This is a genomic window from Helicobacter pylori, from assembly GCF_015904775.1.
Taxonomy (GTDB): domain Bacteria; phylum Campylobacterota; class Campylobacteria; order Campylobacterales; family Helicobacteraceae; genus Helicobacter; species Helicobacter pylori_DM.
Genome location: NZ_JADZNC010000001.1, coordinates 235,420 through 255,111 on the forward strand (window position 1 = coordinate 235,420; position 19,692 = coordinate 255,111).

Consider the following 19,692-nt stretch of genomic DNA (forward strand, 5'->3'; position numbering starts at 1 on the left):
CCATGAGACTTTATGAGAGTTTATTAGAAATTTGTTTGAATAAGGCGTGGGAATATCAAACCCTAGCCTTAGAAAATCCAAGCGTGGCTTGCATGGTGCTAGATAAAAACCATGAGATCTTGAGTTTAGAAACCCATAAAAAAGCCAAAACCCCGCATGCAGAAGTCTTGGCTGCTAAATCGGCGTTAAAGATTTTACGCCCCCATTTAAAAAGCGATTTAGAAAAATTAGAAGACCCTAAAATTTTAAGCGATTTTTTAAAAACGCGCCACGATAACGCCTTTAAAGACTGCGTTTTTTTAATCACCCTAGAGCCATGCAATTCTTATGGCAAAACCCCGGCGTGCAGCGGGTTGTTAGAAATCTTAAAACCTAAAAGAGTGATCATTGCCGCAGAAGAAAACGAAGCCAAAAAAGGGGGGTTAGCAAGGCTACAAAAGGCTCACATTGAAACAATGATTTGTCATAATTTAGAAAACAAGGCTAAGGATTTGCTCTTGCCTTTTAGGATAATGGAACAAAAGGGGCGTTTTAATTTGTTCAAACTCGCTTTAAGGATGAATGGGGATTATCATCATGGCAAGATCACCGGGCAAAAAAGCGTTATTTTTACGCACAACCAGCGAGCGGTATGCGACACGCTCATCATTTCTGGGAAAACCATAAGAACGGATAACCCCTTATTAGACACCCGCTTTTGCGATAATTTTTATCAAGGTAAAAACCCCAATATCGCTATTTTATCCAAGCGTTCAATTAGCCCTAGTTCAAAAGTTTTTTCTGCGCTTAATCGCTTAGTCAATACTTTCCATGACCCTAAAGATTTACCCCTAGATAAGGGGTTTAATTTCATTGAAGGGGGGTGGGGATTGTTTGAAAGTTTGAGGGATAAAATTGATGTATTGCTTTTGCATTCGCATGCGTCTATGATTGGCGAAGCGTTTAATACGCTCGCTCTAAAAACCCCTTTTAAAGGGCGGTTGTTGCATGCACAAATCTTAGAAAATGAAGCCCTTTTATGGATAGAAAACTCTTAAGATTATACCAGCCTTTAAACGCTTATGCTTACAACAGCGATTCGCTTTTTTTATACGATTTTTCACGCCCTTTGATTAAAAACAGCGGCGCGATTTTAGACATAGGCTCAGGGTGTGGGGTTCTAGGCTTGCTCTGCGCTAGAGACAACCCGCTAGCGAGCGTTCATTTAGTGGAAAAGGATAGCAAAATGGCGTTTTGCTCCCAAAAAAACGCCCTTAAATTCCCTAACGCTCAAGTGTTTGAAAGCGATTTTTTAGATTTCAACCCTCCAATTTTGTATGATGCGATTGTGTGTAACCCTCCTTTTTATGCCTTAGGATCTATTAAATCTCAAATTAAAGGGCATGCGAGGCACCAGAGCGAATTAGACTTCGCTTCTTTAGTGGCTAAAGTGAAAAAATGCCTAAAACCTAAAGGGTATTTTATTTTTTGCTATGAAGCCTTGTCGCTTTGCTTGGTAATAGAGAGCTTAAAAAGCGTTAAACTCACGCTAGAAACTTTAAGGTTTGTCCAAAGTTTTAAAGACAAAAACGCCCATTTGATGCTTGGAGCGGCCAGGAATAATTCCAAAAGCGCCCTAAAAGTTTTGCCCCCTTTAATCACGCACCATTCCAAAAACCAAAGCGACAACACCAAAGAAGTTTTAAACATCTATCAAACTTGTAACACCTATTCTATCAAAGCGCTTCTCAATTAGCACCCCTAAATTAAGGATTAAAAATGAAATGTTCGCATTGCCAGTTGGAGTTTAAAGAAAGTGAGCTTTTTAAAGAAGTGATCCATCATAAGGAATTGTATTTTTGCTGCACGGGGTGCGCTAGGGTGTATGCGTTATTATTGGATTTGAATTTAGAGAGCTTTTATGACAAATTAAACGATTCCACTTTAGCCCCCGTAACGCCCCAGGATTCAATGAGCGCTTTGGAATTAGAACAAGCCCTTGAAGAAAACAATAAGGGCGATTTTATCCTCAATCTTTTGCTAGAAAAAACGCATTGTAACGCTTGCTTGTGGCTCAATCAAAAGGTTTTAGAACGCTTAAAGGGGGTTAAAAAAGTGAGCGTGAATTTCACCACCCACCACTTGCAAATCGTGTTTGACAAATCCTTAAACCCTAAAGAGATTATTCAAAAGATTGAGAGTTTGGGCTATGGGGCTAAAATTTATAATGCGCAAAATTACACCCTAAAAGCCCAAAAAGAGCAACGCTCCTACTTGCTCACTTTAAGCGTGGGGTTTTTTGCTACCATGAATTTGATGTTTATTGCCATTGCCAAGTATGCAAGTTATGGTAGCGCGAGTTATGGCGGTGCGAGTTATGGTAGCGGTATGGATAAGCTTATGCAAAGGAATTTGGATCTCGTATCGCTCTTTTTAAGCTTGTTGGTGCTAGTGGTTGTGGGGCGTTTTTTCATTAAGGGGGCGTTTTATGGGCTAAAAAATGGCGTTTTGGGCATGGATTTGAGCGTGTCTTTTGGAGCGTTATCGGCGTTTGTTTATTCTCTTTATGCCATGTTGGTGTCCCAAGAGACTTATTTTGAAGCGAGTGGCACGATTTTAACGCTTGTTTTTGGCTCTAAGTTTTTGGAATTAAAAGCCAGGCTGTTTGCGAATGAAAAATGTTTGGCCCTAGAATCGCATGAAATCCATAGCGTGATCGTTGTAGAAAATGGCAAGCAAACAGAAAAACACCCTAAAGATGTGGCGATAGGCTCTGTTGTTTGGGTGCCAAGCGGGGCTAAAATCGCTTTAGATGGCGTGCTTTTAAATAACGCGAGCGTGGATGCGTCTTTGATCAGTGGGGAGTTTAAACCTTTGGAATTGGGGGTTAATGATCCAATTTTAGGGGGTTATGTGAATGTGGGCGTGCCTTTTAGCTATCAAGTGAGCGCTACTTTTCAAAACTCACGCCTTTCTAGTTTGTTAGAAACTTTAAAAAAGAGTTTTTTAGAAAAGCCCTTAATTGAGAGCAGCGCGAATCAAATTGCGGATATTTTTTCTAAAGCGGTGTTGTTTTTAGCCTTTGTAAGCTTTTTATTATGGCAATTTGGTTTGGGGGGTAATTTTGAAAAAGCCTTAATGGTGTGTATTAGCGTGTTAGTCATCAGTTGCCCTTGTGCGTTCGCTTTAGCTACGCCCATTGCGTTAGTGATAGGGGTGTTTAAAAACCCTTTGATCGTGTTTAAGGAAGCGTTGTTTTTAGAAACTCTGGCTAAAGTGAAAAAAATCTTTATAGACAAAACCGGCACCCTCACGCAAAAAGAAGTCCTTTTAAAAGAAAAAATCATTCATGAAGAATTTGATGAAAGGCTTTTAAAGAGCCTTTTAAAAACCAGGGAGCACTTAGCCCATAATGCGATTCTTAAATCATTACATGGCGATGAGGTTGATTTAGAAAAGATAGAGTTTTTCGCTCATGGCTTAAAAGCGAGCTATCAAAACGAAACCCTGCTAGTGGGGAGTTTGAAATTTTTAAAATCCATGGGGGTTGATTTAAAGGTTAAAGAGAGCGCTAATATCATGGTAGGCTTTGCGAAAAACAAGACTTTATGCGCGTTATTCATTTTAGAAGAGCGTTTGAAAGCTAACGCTAAAGAAGTCATTCAGGCTTTGCAAAATAAAGGCTTGGAATTAGAAATTTTAAGCGGGGATAATGAAAGCTCGGTTAAGGAGTGTGCGAAAAAATTAGGGATCTCTAAGTATCATGCCCATTTGACCCCTGAAGATAAGGCTCAAATCATCAGCTCTTATCAGGGCGTGTGCGCGATGGTAGGCGATGGCAATAATGACGCGCTAGCCTTAAAAAAAGCGAGCGTTTCTTTGGGGTTTGAAAAAAGCGCTTTGAGTAAAAGCGCATGCGATATTTTGCTTTTAGAAGAGGATTTGAGTTTGCTAGAAAAAGCGTTTCATAACGCTCAAAAAGTCTATCAAGTGGTGTTGCAAAACATTGTTTTGAGCTTGATTTATAACGCTATTTTAATCCCAGTCGCTATGTTAGGATATATTAACCCTTTGATAGCGAGTTTGAGCATGAGTGGTAGCTCTCTCTTAGTGGTCTTAAATTCTTTGAGGTTGAAACGCTCTTAAACAAACCACATCGTTTTGGCTAAAATAGCGATTAAAAAACCAAAAGTTAGAGCGATAGGGTGGATATATTTACCAATAGGGTTTTTCTTACCCAAAAACTTACATAATAAAGAAAAAAGCACCAAAAGAAAAATGCTTAACGCTAAGATCACTTTAAGCATGAGTATCTTTTGAAAAGGGGTTTCACACCAGCCTTTATCGCCCCCCATGTATTGACTAAGCATCATGCCCCCTGTTAAAACAAGCCCTAAAACGCATAAGGGCATGATTTTAACCGCTCTTTGAGTGATTCCTGCATTCGCTTTATTGGCAAACTCTTCGCCAAACATTTTCTTCACATTGGGGAAAATTACCATATCAAAAAACAAGTAGCCAATAAAAATAATGGCACACAATAAATGAACAACTAACACATAAGGATAAATCGCATCCATTTAAAATCCTTTATTCATGGGAAAATTAAAGAGTTTTTAATCTACTATAAAAGGATTTTATTGTCAAGTAGCCCATTATTATGGGAATTTTAGGGGCGGTTTTCGTTTGACTTTTAAGATTGCAATTAGCTATAATAAAATAATTAAAAAAGTAACACTTAAACGGAGACCCTAGAGAGTGATGCTCAATTTTATGACAAAGAAGAAAAATAGAATGCAAGATTGCAAAATGGTTTGTAAAAATTTTAATCGTAAGGAATCTGTTTTGATAGCTCAATCTTTAGATATTTCTAAAAAAGGCTCGGTAATTTTAGGCGCTCTTTTGAGTTCGTTATGGCTGACAAACCCCTTAAATGCCCATGAAAAGAATGGCGCGTTTGTGGGGATTAGCTTGGAAGTGGGTAGGGCTGATCAAAAGACCAACGCTTATAAAAACGGCGAGTTGTTTCAAGTGCCTTTTGGCGATGTTTCGGCTAATGATGATGGCAAAGTCCCTGACGGGCAGACCGGTGGCTGTCAGCCAGCTTCAGGGACGCCAGGAACGCCAGGCTATACTAAAGCTAATTGCGTGGTCAATTGGACTTCTCGCACCATGCTAAGCACCAATAAAAACATTCCTGGCCGTAACCAGCCGATGTATGGGCTAGGCGTGATGACAGGCTATAAGCATTTTATCGGTAAAAAAAGGTGGTTTGGGCTGCGCTATTATGGCTTTTTTGATTATGGGCATACCAATTTCTCTAACTCCAGAGCCGCTAACGCCATATCGCCTTTTTATTTGAGCGATCAAAAAGCGGACATGTATACTTATGGTTTTGGCACAGACATGCTTTTTAATATTATAGACAAGCCTAAAGCCACAGCCGGGTTTTTTCTAGGCGTGAATTTTGCGGGTAACACTTGGACTAATAATCGTGTGGGGTATTTTAAGGACGGGTATGTTTATGGCGTCAATACGGACGCTGACGCTTACATGACTAACGCTGATGGCACAATCACTTGCGGGGACACGACGCCGGCGAGTTGTAATGTGGGGATTAACCCTAATAGCGTCTATACCACAGGAAAATTAAACGCTAAAGTGAATCACACGATTTTCCAATTTTTAGTGAATGTGGGCATTAGAACCAATATTTTTGAACACCATGGCATTGAGTTTGGCATCAAAATCCCCACGCTCCCTAACCACTTTTTCAAAGGTTCTACCACTATCAAAGAGCAAAGCCAAGGCCCGCTAAAAGACGGCAAACCAACCACTATCACAGGATCAGAAACCAATTTCAGCTTGACCCAAACCTTACGCCGTCAGTATTCTATGTATTTGCGTTATGTTTATACTTTTTAAGTTTGGTAGGGTTTTTGGGTAAGACTTATAACTTATATATGAAAGCTTGATTTTTCAAGCTTTTAGGTTGTCATTGAGTTGCAATAACTCTGCGCTGTTTTCTACTTTTTTGATAAAATCATTAATAGCATAACAACATATATTAATATTGTCTTTGAATTGGGCAAATTCCGCATATTCTTTGGCATCATCATGGATATTTGGAGCTACAAAAACACTAAATTTTTCTCTAATATCAGTGCTATTTTTAATCAATTCTTTTAAATGTCTGGCAATAGGTATCATTTCCAAGGTACTTTGACTTCTATCTCTAATCAAGCTCACTTCTATATAACTTTGGGTTTTTGTGTCCATAGCCACAATATCAGGTTTGTTACCGCTTGCTGTGTATACGGGCAAGCCTTCATCATCGCTTTTATAATTGGGTATCACGCTTAAATTTTCAAAATGTTGTTTCAAGAAAATAGCGCTTAAAAATTCCAAGCGTAAAGGTTTATCAATGAGTCTTAAAAAACTATCTTTTGATTCTTGCTTGTTGCAAGTAATGAGTAATTCTTGCTTGATAAAATCTTTGGTATAAGTGGTTGCTAGTTCATTCAATTTACTTGATTTAACGCTCTCATCAGCGCTGATTGGAGTAACGCTAACAAGAAAGTTATCCACGATCGCCATGTAGTTAAAAAAGGCGAGTCTGTTAGCTTGAGTGTCGTTTAAATAATCCCCTTTAAAAGCCTTATGGGTTTGTAAAATATAATCTATTTTATTATTTTCATTAGTATTAATATCAATAAACCTACCATTACCACGCAATGAAATAAGTCCTGTAATACGCATTTTTCTAATGTATTCATCAACGGCTTCATTAGTGATTTGGCTCATTTTAAATCGTGTTTTATTAACACTTTCTAAAAGTTTTAGGCATTTTTCATAGATAAATTCATCTGAGTAACTGAATTCTGTTTTATTGATAGTAACAATTTCTTGTCTTAAACGAATAATGTAGTCATAAAGCCCTTTAGCGTTATCGTCTTTCCAACAAAGTAAAATAGGGATTTCTTTGACAGATAGGGGGGTTAGATGGGCATTTTTGAGTCGTTTTAAAAGCGAGAGCAATAGTTTGAAAGGGTTGTTATGGTTTAAGTTCTTTTTGTAAGGGTTTCCTACTTCATATTTAGACAGAGCGTTTAAAAATATAGCCCCAACTACGCTTTCATCAACGCTTTCTTTAAAAGTCTCGTTTTCTTTATCATAATAAGCAAGAATAAGCATCTTAGCGCTATTACTGATGAGTATTTTCTCATATTTTGCATAATAGCAAAAACCAAACTCACACATAAGCTTATACCAAGTGTCAAACCGACTTTCCCATCCATGCTCAAAGCCCATTTCTTTATGTTGTTGTGGGGATATTTCTATAATGCGTTCTAATTCTTCATCGCTAAAGATATATTCATTGGAGTCAAATTTTTCTTTCAATTCTTTATTTTGATTTAGAGGATTAGGTCTATAAAGTCTATGAGCCAAAACGGATTTGACAATTTGCATGATCGTTGAAGAATTAAGAATTTGATTTTCAAACTTTCCTAAAACAGCTAAAAATTGCCCTATTCTTTTAGGGTTTCGCATAGTGGTTGAAAAGCTTAAAATTTTTCGTGCCGGTTTTTTAGTCATAATTAATCACCTATAATTAGTTACAAAGATTTCTTGACTATCTTCTTTAATAGTATTGTCATTATAACTGATATAATTACTTTTGATATTAAAAATATAATATTTTTTAGCCCATTCTTTTAAAATAAAATTAGTCTCTCCCTTGTGATAAACAAGATTGGTTATACCAAATAAAACCCCCTTTTTATCTAGGCTATCTAAAACACTATATAAGGCTATCTCATTATCGCTATCCCATAACTTGTTGTATTCACTATTTGAGATTAAATAAGGAGGGTCAAAATAAACATAATCATTTTTTAAATAAGTGGTGTGGTTAAGGAAATCAATATAATCATCATTATGAAAAATAATGGTGTTTTGTTGCATAAAATCTATGTAGTTTTTTAGGGCATTATAAACATTTTCATTAAAATCTACATTACCTACAGGTAAATTAAAAAGCCCTTTAGAATTAAATCTAATCATGTGATTAAATCCATAAATTAAAAGTAAATACAAATAGAGCATGTTGTTTTGATTGGAGTTAAAATCAGCCCTTAGTTTTTCATAAGCTATTTTATTGTATTTGGCGTAGTAAGTTTTTATATATTGTTTTTTTAATTCATCAGGGGCTGTAATCCCCTTAAAAGAGAAAGACAAGCCATAATGAATGATGATTTTAGACAATTCATCAAAAAGCTCACAAGTATTGAACTTGCTTAAAGTTTTATGCAAATTGATAATGTTAGTATCTATGTCGTTAGATAAGTATCTTTTAGCCTTAGTGTTTAAAAATACGCTACCCCCACCCACAAAAGGCTCAATCAATTGATTAATGTTATTTGGGAATAGTTTATTGAGTTGTGGCATAAGTTTATACTTATCCCCTACATAGAAAAAGGGAGAACGAATACCTTTTTTCAAGGTTTCACTTCCACTATAAATAAAAATTCTTTATGCTCTTTAAAATCAGTTTTTCCTGAATTAAAAAAGCTATGAGCCTTTTCTTTAACACTTAATTTTCCTTTTTGACTCAAAATTTCCACTAAGTCTTTAAAGCCTATTTTATTTTGCGAAGAGCTAGACTTAGAATTATAGGTATTATTATAAGTTAAAGCAATCCTTTTACAATCTAGTTTTTCAATTAAATCGCTCAATTCTTTCTTGGCATTAGAGCGGCAATATTCGCTCATGTTTTCGCATAATGGCTTTAAAGCTGTTCCATAGAGTTTGGGTTTTTTCCACTGCACTAGGTTTTCATAGAGATGATAAAACCGGCTGTATTGCCTTGAATTGTATGGAGGGTCAATAAAGACTAAGTCTATTTTTAAGGTTTTAGCCAATTCGTTAGCGTTTTTTCTCTCTATCATGATATTTTTATCATGTTTTATAGGGCTAATAAGCTCAAAAATAAATCTATCTTGCAAAATCTCTTTTTTCCTATAAGCTTCATAATGCCCCACCGTGTTAGCTATCTTATCCATTGAATAAATCAAGCTTGTTAATAAAATATCTTTATTTAATTTATCTAAATTCAAGCTTTCTATATGCTCTCTAATGCTACCGATTTTGACACAATCTTTATAGCTGAAAAATTTGTCGCTAAAATGTTGGCTAAAATAATTTTCTTCTAGTTTTAAAGCTTGAGTATAATATTCTTTCAGCTCTTCAAGCACCTTAAAATCAGCGTCTTGCCCCATAAAAAAAGCATGATAAATGATTTCATTAGAAAATAAAATATCATTTATAATGATGTTTTTAATGTTAGGAATAGTGGCAAATTGACCAGCTACTACCCCACTTCCGGCAAAAATATCGCACACGCTTTTGGTATTATTTAATTTTAAACTCTCAAATACCCACTCTATAAGCTTGGTTTTTGAGCCGATATACCGGCGGTTTTTTAGATTAAATTTTTCCACTAGCCACCTTTAAACTAAGAGAATAAAACCACTTAGTAACATATAAGATTTAAAAATCACAATCTCTTATTAAGCTTTTTAAAATACCAAAGACTAAGAGCTAAGAATAAAAAAAAGGGCGATAGCACGCCTATTTCAGGAATGAGTATCCCTGAAATACTGAACTTCCCTAAAGCAAAGAATAGCCCCCAAACAACGAGCGTGATAATGATAAACTTTAGCCCTAATAGGGCCAGGTTTTCATAGCGGGCGAGACTGGGCGAAAAATAAGCGATTAAAACGCTTAAAAACGGCACGAAAAAGGGCAAAATCGCAAACACATACAAAAACGAGCGCACTTTTTTCGTGTCTGCGTTTTGGCGCATTAAAGCATGCAAGGATAAAAGAGCGTCTGTGATAGAAACCGCGGGCTTGTTTTGGTAAATGGTGTCTAAAACTTTAGGGCGGAAATTTTTGAGCGTTTTAAAGGTTTTTAAACGCGTGGTGTTTAAAGCGTTGGCGCCCAGTTCAAAACTTAAGGGCATCTCATAAATAGTGGTGTCATGCAAGATCCAATACTTGTCTTCAAAAAAAGCTTCTTTAGCTTCAGCGTAAGATTCCAAAGTCTTATCTTTTAGGCGAAAAACCTTGATATTTTGGGCTTTTTGCAATAAGGGATTAATCTTATCAAAATACACATAATCATCGTTATACTTCACTAACAAATGCTCTGAGACGCTCAAAGAATTGTCTTTATAAATCAAATTTTGCGTTTTTTCCTCCATATACACAAAAGGAGTCGCGTTCAACCCCACATAAACGGCTGTGAAAAACAAGCTAATCAAAAAAATAGGGCTTAAAATCTGGCATTTGGAAAAGCCAATGGAGAGCAGGGCGGTGTATTGGTTGGATTTAATGAATGCGATATAAAATAAAACCATCGCCAAAAGCAAGGAAATGGGCAAGGTGTAATTGAGAGCAAACAGGATGTCATAGGTGAAAAATAAAATAATCATGTTCGCAGAATCAGGCATTTTATCGGCGTATTTTAGGCTGTCAATGCCTACAAAAAACAATTCTAAAGCTAAAAGCACGATTAAAAAGTATTTGAAATAATACCACCCCACAAATCTAAACAAACGCACTTTAAACCCCTAACTTTCTATTTTTAAAGGTTTTTTAAGCGTGAAACGATTTTGCATAGCGTTAAAATCATGGCTTTCTATAAAAAATTTTAGGGCGTTTTTGGCATGTTCAAACGCAGCGTTTTTTAAAGGCTCTTCGTTGTTGTGGAATTTTGAAAGCACATGCTCAGTGATATTGATCCCTTTAGAAATCCCTACTCTCAAGCGGTAATAAGAATTAGAACACAATAAATCAATGGATTTTAAGCCGTTATGCCCCCCATTCCCCCCACCCTTTTTAAATTTCACAACGCCCAAAGGTAAATCTAAGTCGTCATGGACAATTAAAGGCTCTTCAGTTTTGTAAAAATTTTTAGCGCTTAAAACGCTCTCGCCGCTCAAATTCATGTAAGTTTGGGGCTTGAGTAAGATAAAATCCTTATAAACGCACAAATAAGCGTTGTGTTTGGGAGAAAAAGCGAAAGAAAGATCCAACTCGCTAACGAGCGAATCTAAAATATCAAAACCAGCGTTGTGTCTGGTGTGAGCGTAACGCAAAGTAGGGTTGCCCAAACCTACTAAAAGCGTCATAACTTCAAATCACTTCGCTTTAATCACACCGATCACAGCGATAGAATCATGATCTGAGATCTTCACATTCTCGTGTTTTTCTAAATCGCGCACCAAAATAGACTCATTCACATCTAAAGGGGCTACATCCACTAAATAGTGATCGGGCAAATGCTCTGGAGCGCATTCCACGCTGATACGCTTTTTAGAGAGCATCAAAATCCCTTTATTTTTCAAGCCCACTGGAGTGCCTTGGTATTTGACAGGGACTTTAAATTTGGACTTCACGCCTTTAGCAACAGCGAGTAAATCCACATGGATAAGCTCGTTAGTAACGGGGTTTTTTTGGTATTCTTGAACCACGACTTCAAAAGTCTTATCCCCTAATTTCACCGGGAAAATCAAATGCTTTTTTTCCTTAAGGTATTTAATGAAAGGGTTTAATTTGAACGCGCAATGCACGTTTTCAATGCCCTTTCCATAAACGTTTGCGATTAGATAGCCATCTTTTTTTAAAGCTTTAGCGTTAGCTTTGGTAATACTCTCTCTAATAACGCCTTCTAACATGTCAATCCTTTAAAATAAAATAAGGGCTCATTCTATCCAAAAAACCCTTAAAAATCAAAAACTGCTTAAAAGCTTTTCAAAGGATTGTTTGAACGCTATCAAGCCTTCTTTAAGGAGTTTTTGGGCGGTGTTTTCTAAATCAATGTTGTGTGCTTTCAATTCTTTTTTGAACGCTTCAATTTCTGCACTTTTTAAAGGGGTTTGATACTCGGTGTTTGGGTCAAGCAAATAAGCGTTTAAAGCCTCTAGGGGGGCTGTGTTGATAGAGTTTTTAAAACACAGCGCTTTAATGTAATAATCTTTAGCTAAAGCGTTGGATTTAACGCCGGTGGATGCAAAAAGGGTGCTTGTAAGCTTATTAGCATGCTGGTTGATTTGGTGATAGCACTCGGTAGCGTTCATGATCCCGCTTTGAGCTTGCAAGTTTTTTGGCGCTAGTGGGTCTATTTCTTTGTCAAATCGTGAGACAAACACGCTAATGACCGCTCTTTTTCGCGCTTCTTTGGCTAAGATTTGAGCGATTTCACCGGCAATTTTAGGCGAAAAGACTAAAGTTACATTAATGGGGATAGAGGCTTGAGCCAGAGCACTAATGACTTCAAAAGCGCTTTCACTCGCTGGGACTTTAATCATCACATTGGGGCGGTTTAGTGTTTTGAATAACCGCTTGGCTTCATCAATGCTTTTAATAGCATCGTCTTCTAAAAAGGGGTCAATTTCTAGGCTAATGTAGCCGTTGTTAGGGTCTTTTTCATATAAAGGCATTAACGCGCTAGAAGCTTGTAAAATATCCTTTAGTGCTAGAGTTTCATAAATTTCTTTAGCTTTTTTGCCCTTGAGTTTAGCGATTTCATCTTGATAAAACGCGCTTTTTGTGATCGCTTCGCAAAACAAACTAGGGTTACTCGTCGCCCCGCAAATAGCCCCCTTATTGATGAGCTTTAAAAAGTCGTTTTCTAAAAAATCCCTTTCTATAAAATCGCACCACAAACTGAATTCTTGCATGTTTATCCTTGTTTTAAATTGAGATAATAATCTTTAACGACTTCTTGGTCGCTAAAAAAAATCGTTTTGTCTTTAAAGATTTGAATGTTTTCATCACCCTTGCCTAAAATCAACAACACCTCATCGTCTTTTAAATTTTCTAAAGCGTTTAAAATGGCTTTTTTTCGGTCTTTTTCTATAATGACTTTAGAAGAATCATTGATGCCTTTTAAAATATCCTTGATAATGTCTTCTTCGTTTTCGCTTCTGGGGTTGTCTGAAGTTAAGATGATTTGATGCGCGTAACAACTCGCTACCGCTCCCATTTTAGGGCGCTTGGTTTTATCCCTATCGCCCCCTGCTCCAAAAAGAGCGGTGATTTTTTGATTTTTAAAGCTTTCAAAAACTTGTTGCATGCCGTCTGTGGTGTGGGCAAAATCCACAACCACTAAAGGTTTAGAATGCACAATTTCCAAACGCCCCTTAACCCCATAAAAGTTTTCTAATAACGGCGTGATCGATTCTAGCGGTAATTGAGTGAGTAATTTAACCCCTAAAACACCCGCTAAGATATTATAAAGGTTGTAACGCCCTAAAAGGGGGGAATGGATGAGAGCGATTTCTTTAAGATTAGGGTTTCTTAAATCTTGTTGGTAGCATAAAGACGCGCTAATGGATGGGTTGAGCGAAAAGGCTTGAACGTTTAAATGCGCTTTTTTATCCAGCGCGTAAGTGTGCGCGTTAATGGGGTTAAAAAGGGCGTTTGTTTCATCTCTGTTAATCACTTTCAAGCCCTCATCTTTAAAAAAGCTGTTTTTAGTGTCCCTGTAATTTTCTATGTTTTGATGGAAATCTAAATGATCGCTTGTGATATTAGTTAAGATTTTAAGGGCAAAATCAAGCCCAGCAACGCGCTTTTGGACAATCGCATGGGAGCTCACTTCCATAATAAAGTATTCGCACCCCAAACGAATCGCTTCTTCTAAATCGCTATAAAGCTCTAAAAGAGTGGGCGTAGTCAAGCCCTTTTCTTTGATGCGTTCATCGTTAATAAAAAACCCCCTTGTGCCTAAAAGAGCGGTCTTTTTATTCAAATCTAAGAGCAAGGAATACATCAAGCTCGCTGTGGTCGTTTTACCATTAGTGCCTGTAATCCCTACAATTTTAATCTTAAAATCAAAGTAGTTTTTAAGCTCGTTAAAATCTAAAATAGCCAGGTTTTTTTCTGCGATTAAAGGGGCGTATTTTTCATTTAAAGGCGTTTTGACAAAAAGGGTTTCTTCAGGGTTTTCTAAAACTTCATGCGTGTTATCGCTTAAAAAAGAATAGGTGTGGTTGCGATAAGTTAAGGTTTTTTTAAGCTTCATTTTTTAAGCCTTATTGGATTTTAAGGCGTCTTCTAAAAGAGAGCGCAAAAATTTATCGTAAATAAAAGAATCTTCATGCATGTTTTCAATGTAATTTATCGCTAATTCGTAATAGCCATAATGGTTCAATTCTTTCAAAAATTCATAAAAATCCTCTTTATTGTCAAAAATCACCCTAGAGCTGAACATCAAATCTTCAAACGCCTCCTTAAAGCCGCGCTCCAAGCTCAAGCGTTTGAAATCCGCATACAAAATGCCATTCAATTCCTCGCCTTTTTGAGAAATTTGCGCATCAATCTTTTCAGTCATTTGGTTTAGTCCCTCATCAAAAGAAGCGATCAAATTGATGATTTGCTCTTCAGCCTGGTTTTTTAAGCTTCGTTTTTGCATAGCGATCAGGCTTTGATACAATTCATAAAAGCTATGAGCTTCTTTAGGGAAATCCTTAGCGATGTCGCTTAATAACGCCCCCACTTTGGCTTTTTGGTTGTCTTTATCCAAAAACAACACTTCAGAAAAAAGGCGTAACGCTTCAGCGTAATGGGCTTGTTTGAACGCTAAAAAGCCATCTTTAATCAACGCGCGCTTTTTAAATTCATAATCAAACTTTTGCATGCCTATAATCCTTAAAGCTTATCAAACTCCTTAGCGTTTTCTAAGCACACCACTTCTAAATTGGGGTGAATGTCCATTTTAAGCTGCCTTTCAATGACATTTTTTAAAGTGATCTTACTGCTAGAGCAAGTCTTACACGCTCCCTCTAAAGCCACATAAATTTTCATGCTTTTCACCCCTAGCACTTCAATATTACCGCCATCTTTGAGCAAGTAAGGGCGGATCTTTTCTATCACAATACGCACCGGTTTTTGTAAATCTTCATCGCTAAATTCTATCATTTTTAAAAACCTTATTTTTAAAATTTTACTTTAAGATACCATATAATGAGCCATTTTTATCAAACAACGCTTTTTAAGAGTGGCTCAAGGGCTAATTGGATAGAATAAGACCACTATTAGAATAAGGTTTTGATGACGATATGGAAATTAAAAACATCAAAGAGTTTGAAAAAGCTTCCAAAAAACTCCAAAAAGACACTTTAAAGATCGCTCTCGCTCTTTTGTTTCTCATTGGCGCTGCTTTGCTCGCTCTCATTTTTGGGCAGGCTAATTCTAAGGGATTGTTGCTCATTTTTGCGGCTGTGATTGGGGGGTATATGGCGATGAATATTGGCGCGAACGATGTGTCTAATAATGTCGGCCCTGCCGTAGGCTCTAAAGCCATTAGCATGGGTGGGGCGATTTTGATTGCTGCGATTTGTGAAATGCTTGGAGCGATCATTGCTGGGGGGGAAGTGGTTTCTACGATTAAGGGTCGTATCGTTTCGCCTGAATTTATTAATGATGCGCATGTTTTCATTAATGTCATGTTGGCTAGCTTACTCAGTGGGGCGTTGTGGTTGCATGTGGCGACTTTAATAGGCGCTCCCGTTTCCACTTCACACTCTGTAGTGGGGGGGATTATGGGGGCTGGAATGGCAGCAGCTGGAATGGCAGCAGTCAATTGGCATTTTTTATCCGGCATTGTGGCTAGTTGGGTAGTCTCGCCTTTAATGGGGGCTTTGATAGCCATGTTTTTTTTAATGCTCATTAAAAAGACTATCGCTTATAAAGAAGATAAAAAGAGCGCAGCTTTAAAGGTCGTGCCTTATTTGGTAGCGTTGATGAGCTTAACATTCAGTTGGTATTTGATGGTTAAGGTTTTAAAACGCCTCTATGCGGTGGGTTTTGAAATCCAGCTGGCTTGCGGTTGTATTCTTGCGCTTTTGATTTTTATCCTTTTTAAAAGATTTGTGTTAAAAAAAGCCCCACAATTAGAAAACAGCCACGAAAGCGTCAATGAGCTTTTCAATGTCCCTTTGATTTTTGCTGCTGCGCTTTTAAGCTTTGCGCATGGGGCTAATGATGTGGCTAACGCTATTGGCCCCTTAGCCGCTATCAGTCAAACTTTAGAAGATGCGAATAGCCCTATGGGGAGTACTTTAAGCTCTGTGCCGTTGTGGATTATGGTAGTGGGGGCGGCTGGGATCGCTTTAGGCTTGAGTTTGTATGGGCCAAAGCTCATTAAAACGGTGGGGTCTGAAATCACAGAATTAGACAAAATGCAAGCTTTTTGCATCGCGCTTTCTGCAGTCATCACCGTGCTTTTAGCCTCTCAATTAGGCTTACCGGTAAGCTCTACGCATATTGTGGTGGGCGCGGTGTTTGGGGTGGGCTTTTTAAGGGAGCGTTTAAGGGAGCAATCCAGAAGGCGTTTTGCTAGAATCAGAGACAACATTGTAGCGGCGCACTTTGGGGAAGATTTAGAAGAAATTGAAGGCTTTTTAGAGCGCTTTGATAAAGCCAATTTGAAAGAAAAATCGCTCATGCTAGAGAGCTTGAAAAAAAGCAAGAACACCGCCATCGCTTTGGAATTGAAAAAGAAAGAAAAAAAGTCGCTTAAAAAAGTGTATAAAGAAGAAGTGATCAAACGCTCCATTTTAAAAAAGATTGTTACCGCTTGGTTGGTAACCGTGCCGGTTTCTGCGCTTTTAGGCGCTATTCTGTTTGTGGCTCTTGGTTTTATAGAAAAGTATTTCTAGGGTTTTTGAAGGATTGATTTTTAAAGTTAGGCTTAATCTTTTATGTTAAAATTCTAAGATTTTATATATTTTATATTTATCGTTAGGTTTTAGGTTTAAATCATGGGGAGGAATCAAGGAGCTTATTTGGATCCGTCTGAATCGATTTTGATGTTGATGGTTGCTTTTTTATTGGTGCTGTTGAACGCTTTTTTTGTGCTTTCGGAGTTTGCCCTTGTGAAAGTGCGTAAAACCCGCTTAGAAGAGCTGGTTAAAATCGGTAATTCCAACGCTAAACTCGCTTTAAAGATGAGTCAAAGACTAGACACTTATTTGAGCGCCACGCAGTTAGGCATCACCCTTTCTTCATTAGCTTTAGGCTGGGTGGGTGAGCCCGCTATCGCAAAATTGTTAGCCGCGCTGTTTGAGTCTATGGATTTGAGAGAAAATCCTATTTTTATCCATTCAATGAGCGTGGTCATAGCGTTTTTAAGCATCACTTTTTTGCATGTCGTGTTGGGCGAGATTGTGCCTAAATCTTTAGCGATCGCTAAATCTGAAAAAGCCGCTCTTTTTACCGCGCGCCCTTTGCATGTGTTTTGGGTGGTGTTTTACCCGGTAGTGCGCTTGTTTGATGTGATCGCTCATTTCTTTTTAAAAAAAGTGGGCATCAATCCTAAAGAGCATGATGGCACGCATTCTGAAGAAGAGTTAAAAATCATTGTGGGCGAGAGCTTAAGAGAGGGCATTATTGATTCGGTGGAGGGCGAAATCATTAAAAACGCGGTGGATTTTTCTGACACGAGCGCTAAAGAAATCATGACCCCACGAAAAGACATGGTGTGTTTGGACGAAGAAAACAGCTATGAAGAAAATATAGACATTGTTTTAAAAAGCCACTTCACGCGCTACCCTTATTGTAAAGGCTCTAAAGACAACATTATCGGCATGGTGCATATCAGAGACTTGCTTTCTCGCTCTATTTTTACCCCCAAAATGCATGATTTCAATCAAATCGTTAGGAAAATGATCATCGTCCCTGAAAGCGCGTCTATTTCTCAAATCCTTATTAAAATGAAAAAAGAGCAAATCCATACCGCTTTGGTGATTGATGAATACGGCGGCACAGCCGGGTTGCTCACTATGGAAGACATTATTGAAGAGATCATGGGCGAGATTAGCGACGAATACGACTTGAAACAAGAGGGCGTGAACAAGCTTGAAGAGGGCGTGTTTGAATTAGAGGGCATGCTGGATTTAGAAAGCGTAGAAGAAGTGCTTCATATTGAATTTGACAAAGAATGCGAGCAGGTAACGCTTGGGGGCTATGTTTTTAGCTTGTTAGAGCGCATGCCTATGGAGGGGGATACAATCGTTTCGCATGGGTATGCTTTTGAAGTCTTAAGCGTGGATGGGGCCAGGATAAAACGCTTGAAAGCGGTTAAACAAGATCAGGGAGAAAATGAAGCATGAAAAAAACAACTCTCTTTGTATTGGGCTTATTATTCAATAGCTCTTTAAGCGCTGTTGATGGGATTTCTCAAACCGAGCCTTCTTCTTTGAATTTGGCTGAAGATAGCCTACCTTTGAACCACCCTAACGCCCAAAAACTCTCTTTAAAAAACGCATGGAATAGGGTATTGTCTAACCATGAAGGCTTGCATGCGCAAGAATACGCCATTAAAAGAGCGAGTAAAATGAAATTAGCGGCTAAGCTTTCTTTTTTACCTCAAATTGATTTGAGCGCTTTTTATGTGTACCTCTCTAACCCCATTAAAATGGATTTTGCCAGCCAAAAACAACCGGGTGTGCAAAAAGCCACCAACCAGATCCATCAAGGCTTGCAAAACATCCAGCAAAATATCCCCCCTCAAGTATTAACCCCTCAAATCCAAGCGGGCATGCAAGGGGTGATGCAAGGTTTTGGGGCTTTGAGCAGCACTTTAGAAGCCCCCTTATTGTTTTCTAAGCAAAATGTGGTGATTGGGGCTTTGAGCATTATTTATCCCCTTTATATGGGTGGGGCAAGATTCACGATGGTGCGCATTGCGGATTTGATGCAAAAAGACGCCAATGAAGTGTATCGTTTGAAAAAGCTTTCCACTTTTCAAGAGCTTGTGAGCGTGTATTATGGCATGGTGTTAAACGCAGAAGTGGCTGAAACTTTAGAAGAGGTGGAAAAAGGCCATTATAAGCATTTCCAAAACGCTTTGAAAATGCAAAAAGTAGGGCAAATCGCTAGGGTAGAAACCTTAGGTGCTCAAGTGGCTTATGATAAGGCCCATATCGCTAGCGTTAAGGCTAAAGATGTGTTAGAAGTTTCGCAGCTCTCGTTCAATTCCATTTTATCTAGCAAGGATGATCTAGCGCCTTCAAGCAAATTAGAGATCCACACCGAGAAAAATCTGCCCGATTTGAGCTTTTTTGTTGCTTCCACGCTCAATTCCTACCCGGCTTTAAAGACTTTAGAAAATCAGGTTCAAATTTCTAAAGAAAACACGAAACTACAGATCGCTAAATTCTTGCCCCAAGTGAGTTTTTTTGGCTCTTATCTCATGAAACAAAACAATTCGGTGTTTGAAGACATGATCCCTAGTTGGTTTGTGGGCGTGGCCGGGCGCATGCCTATTCTTTCTCCCACAGGGCGTATCCAAAAATACCAAGCGAGCAAATTAGCCGAGTTGCAAGCAAGTAGCGAACAAATCCAAGCTAAAAAAAACATGGAGTTGCTAGTGAATAAGACTTATAAAGAGACGCTTTCTTATTTGAAAGAATACAAAAGCTTGCTTTCTAGCGTGGAATTAGCTAAGGAAAACTTAAAGCTCCAAGAGCAGGCTTTTTTACAAGGCTTAAGCACGAACGCTCAAGTCATTGATGCGAGGAACACGCTTTCTTCTATCATCGTGGAGCAAAAAAGCGTGGCTTATAAATACATCGTTTCATTAGCGAATTTAATGGCGTTAAGCGATCATATTGATTTATTTTATGAATTTGTTTATTAAAGG

The 19,692-nt window shown here is 38.0% G+C and carries 18 protein-coding genes; 7 read left to right on the plus strand and 11 right to left on the minus strand.

The window, feature by feature from the left end; genetic code table 11:
• Positions 1 to 2: 2 nt before the first annotated feature.
• Genes I6852_RS01095 through I6852_RS01105 form a run of 3 tightly spaced genes read left to right on the plus strand, consistent with a single transcriptional unit; the run spans position 3 to position 4,125 of the window.
• Positions 3 to 1,037, plus strand: coding sequence for a dihydrofolate reductase family protein (locus tag I6852_RS01095; protein WP_197291637.1), 1,035 nt, complete (start codon positions 3 to 5; stop codon positions 1,035 to 1,037).
• Positions 1,019 to 1,735, plus strand: coding sequence for a tRNA1(Val) (adenine(37)-N6)-methyltransferase (locus I6852_RS01100; protein WP_197291636.1), 717 nt, complete (start codon positions 1,019 to 1,021; stop codon positions 1,733 to 1,735). The genes I6852_RS01095 and I6852_RS01100 overlap by 19 nt, the downstream gene beginning before the upstream one ends.
• A gap of 23 nt (positions 1,736 to 1,758) precedes the next feature.
• Entirely contained in the window at positions 1,759 to 4,125 is a 2,367-nt protein-coding gene (locus I6852_RS01105) for a heavy metal translocating P-type ATPase (protein ID WP_197291635.1), read from the plus strand.
• Here the strand turns inward: I6852_RS01105 and I6852_RS01110 are convergent.
• A complete protein-coding gene (locus I6852_RS01110; protein WP_097694843.1) occupies positions 4,122 to 4,559 on the minus strand; it encodes a CopD family copper resistance protein in 438 nt (145 codons plus the stop codon). The two genes, I6852_RS01105 and I6852_RS01110, sit on opposite strands and share 4 nt — an antisense overlap.
• A 181-nt stretch (positions 4,560 to 4,740) precedes the next feature.
• Here I6852_RS01110 and I6852_RS01115 point away from each other — a divergent pair, with 181 nt between their 5' ends.
• The gene (locus I6852_RS01115) at positions 4,741 to 5,904 is read left to right on the plus strand and encodes an outer membrane protein (RefSeq protein WP_197291662.1); all 1,164 of its coding nucleotides are present in this window, start codon (positions 4,741 to 4,743) and stop codon (positions 5,902 to 5,904) included.
• A 54-nt stretch (positions 5,905 to 5,958) separates the two neighbouring features.
• Here I6852_RS01115 and I6852_RS01120 read toward each other — a convergent pair whose 3' ends face one another.
• The 10 genes from I6852_RS01120 to I6852_RS01165 are packed head-to-tail and all read right to left on the minus strand — an operon-like array spanning position 5,959 to position 14,966.
• A complete protein-coding gene (locus I6852_RS01120) occupies positions 5,959 to 7,575 on the minus strand; it encodes an AlwI family type II restriction endonuclease (protein WP_197291634.1) in 1,617 nt (538 codons plus the stop codon).
• A 6-nt stretch (positions 7,576 to 7,581) separates the two neighbouring features.
• A complete protein-coding gene (locus I6852_RS01125) occupies positions 7,582 to 8,481 on the minus strand; it encodes a Dam family site-specific DNA-(adenine-N6)-methyltransferase (protein ID WP_197291633.1) in 900 nt (299 codons plus the stop codon).
• The gene (locus I6852_RS01130) at positions 8,478 to 9,479 is read right to left on the minus strand and encodes a DNA adenine methylase (protein ID WP_197291632.1); all 1,002 of its coding nucleotides are present in this window, start codon (positions 9,477 to 9,479) and stop codon (positions 8,478 to 8,480) included. The genes I6852_RS01125 and I6852_RS01130 overlap by 4 nt, the downstream gene beginning before the upstream one ends.
• Positions 9,480 to 9,535: 56 nt before the next feature.
• The gene (locus I6852_RS01135) at positions 9,536 to 10,603 is read right to left on the minus strand and encodes an LptF/LptG family permease (RefSeq protein ID WP_001236104.1); all 1,068 of its coding nucleotides are present in this window, start codon (positions 10,601 to 10,603) and stop codon (positions 9,536 to 9,538) included.
• A 9-nt stretch (positions 10,604 to 10,612) separates the two neighbouring features.
• Positions 10,613 to 11,173 (minus strand): aminoacyl-tRNA hydrolase, encoded by a 561-nt coding sequence (gene pth / locus I6852_RS01140; protein WP_197291631.1) that lies wholly within the window; start codon positions 11,171 to 11,173, stop codon positions 10,613 to 10,615.
• 9 nt (positions 11,174 to 11,182) lie between these two features.
• Positions 11,183 to 11,719: a 50S ribosomal protein L25/general stress protein Ctc gene (locus I6852_RS01145; protein WP_197291630.1), complete on the minus strand. Its 537-nt coding sequence runs from the start codon at positions 11,717 to 11,719 to the stop codon at positions 11,183 to 11,185.
• A 54-nt stretch (positions 11,720 to 11,773) separates the two neighbouring features.
• Positions 11,774 to 12,724 carry a transaldolase gene (gene tal / locus I6852_RS01150; RefSeq protein ID WP_197291629.1) on the minus strand — a complete coding sequence of 317 codons (951 nt, stop codon included), beginning with the start codon at positions 12,722 to 12,724 and terminating at the stop codon, positions 11,774 to 11,776.
• 2 nt (positions 12,725 to 12,726) lie between these two features.
• Positions 12,727 to 14,070: a UDP-N-acetylmuramoyl-L-alanyl-D-glutamate--2,6-diaminopimelate ligase gene (locus I6852_RS01155; protein WP_197291628.1), complete on the minus strand. Its 1,344-nt coding sequence runs from the start codon at positions 14,068 to 14,070 to the stop codon at positions 12,727 to 12,729.
• A 3-nt stretch (positions 14,071 to 14,073) separates the two neighbouring features.
• Positions 14,074 to 14,685, minus strand: coding sequence for a hypothetical protein (locus I6852_RS01160; protein ID WP_001168590.1), 612 nt, complete (start codon positions 14,683 to 14,685; stop codon positions 14,074 to 14,076).
• A gap of 11 nt (positions 14,686 to 14,696) precedes the next feature.
• Complete coding sequence (locus tag I6852_RS01165) at positions 14,697 to 14,966, minus strand: NifU family protein (RefSeq protein WP_000569296.1); 270 nt, start codon at positions 14,964 to 14,966, stop codon at positions 14,697 to 14,699.
• Between the two features lie 140 nt (positions 14,967 to 15,106).
• On the opposite strand from I6852_RS01165, the gene I6852_RS01170 reads away from it, so the two are divergent.
• The 3 genes from I6852_RS01170 to I6852_RS01180 all read left to right on the plus strand — a co-directional run bounded on the left by I6852_RS01170 (position 15,107) and on the right by I6852_RS01180 (position 19,689).
• Positions 15,107 to 16,708 (plus strand): inorganic phosphate transporter, encoded by a 1,602-nt coding sequence (locus I6852_RS01170; protein WP_197291627.1) that lies wholly within the window; start codon positions 15,107 to 15,109, stop codon positions 16,706 to 16,708.
• Positions 16,709 to 16,810: 102 nt separating this feature from the next.
• Positions 16,811 to 18,160 carry a hemolysin family protein gene (locus I6852_RS01175; RefSeq protein WP_197291626.1) on the plus strand — a complete coding sequence of 450 codons (1,350 nt, stop codon included), beginning with the start codon at positions 16,811 to 16,813 and terminating at the stop codon, positions 18,158 to 18,160.
• Positions 18,157 to 19,689, plus strand: coding sequence for a TolC family protein (locus tag I6852_RS01180; protein WP_197291625.1), 1,533 nt, complete (start codon positions 18,157 to 18,159; stop codon positions 19,687 to 19,689). The genes I6852_RS01175 and I6852_RS01180 overlap by 4 nt, the downstream gene beginning before the upstream one ends.
• Positions 19,690 to 19,692 lie beyond the last annotated feature (3 nt).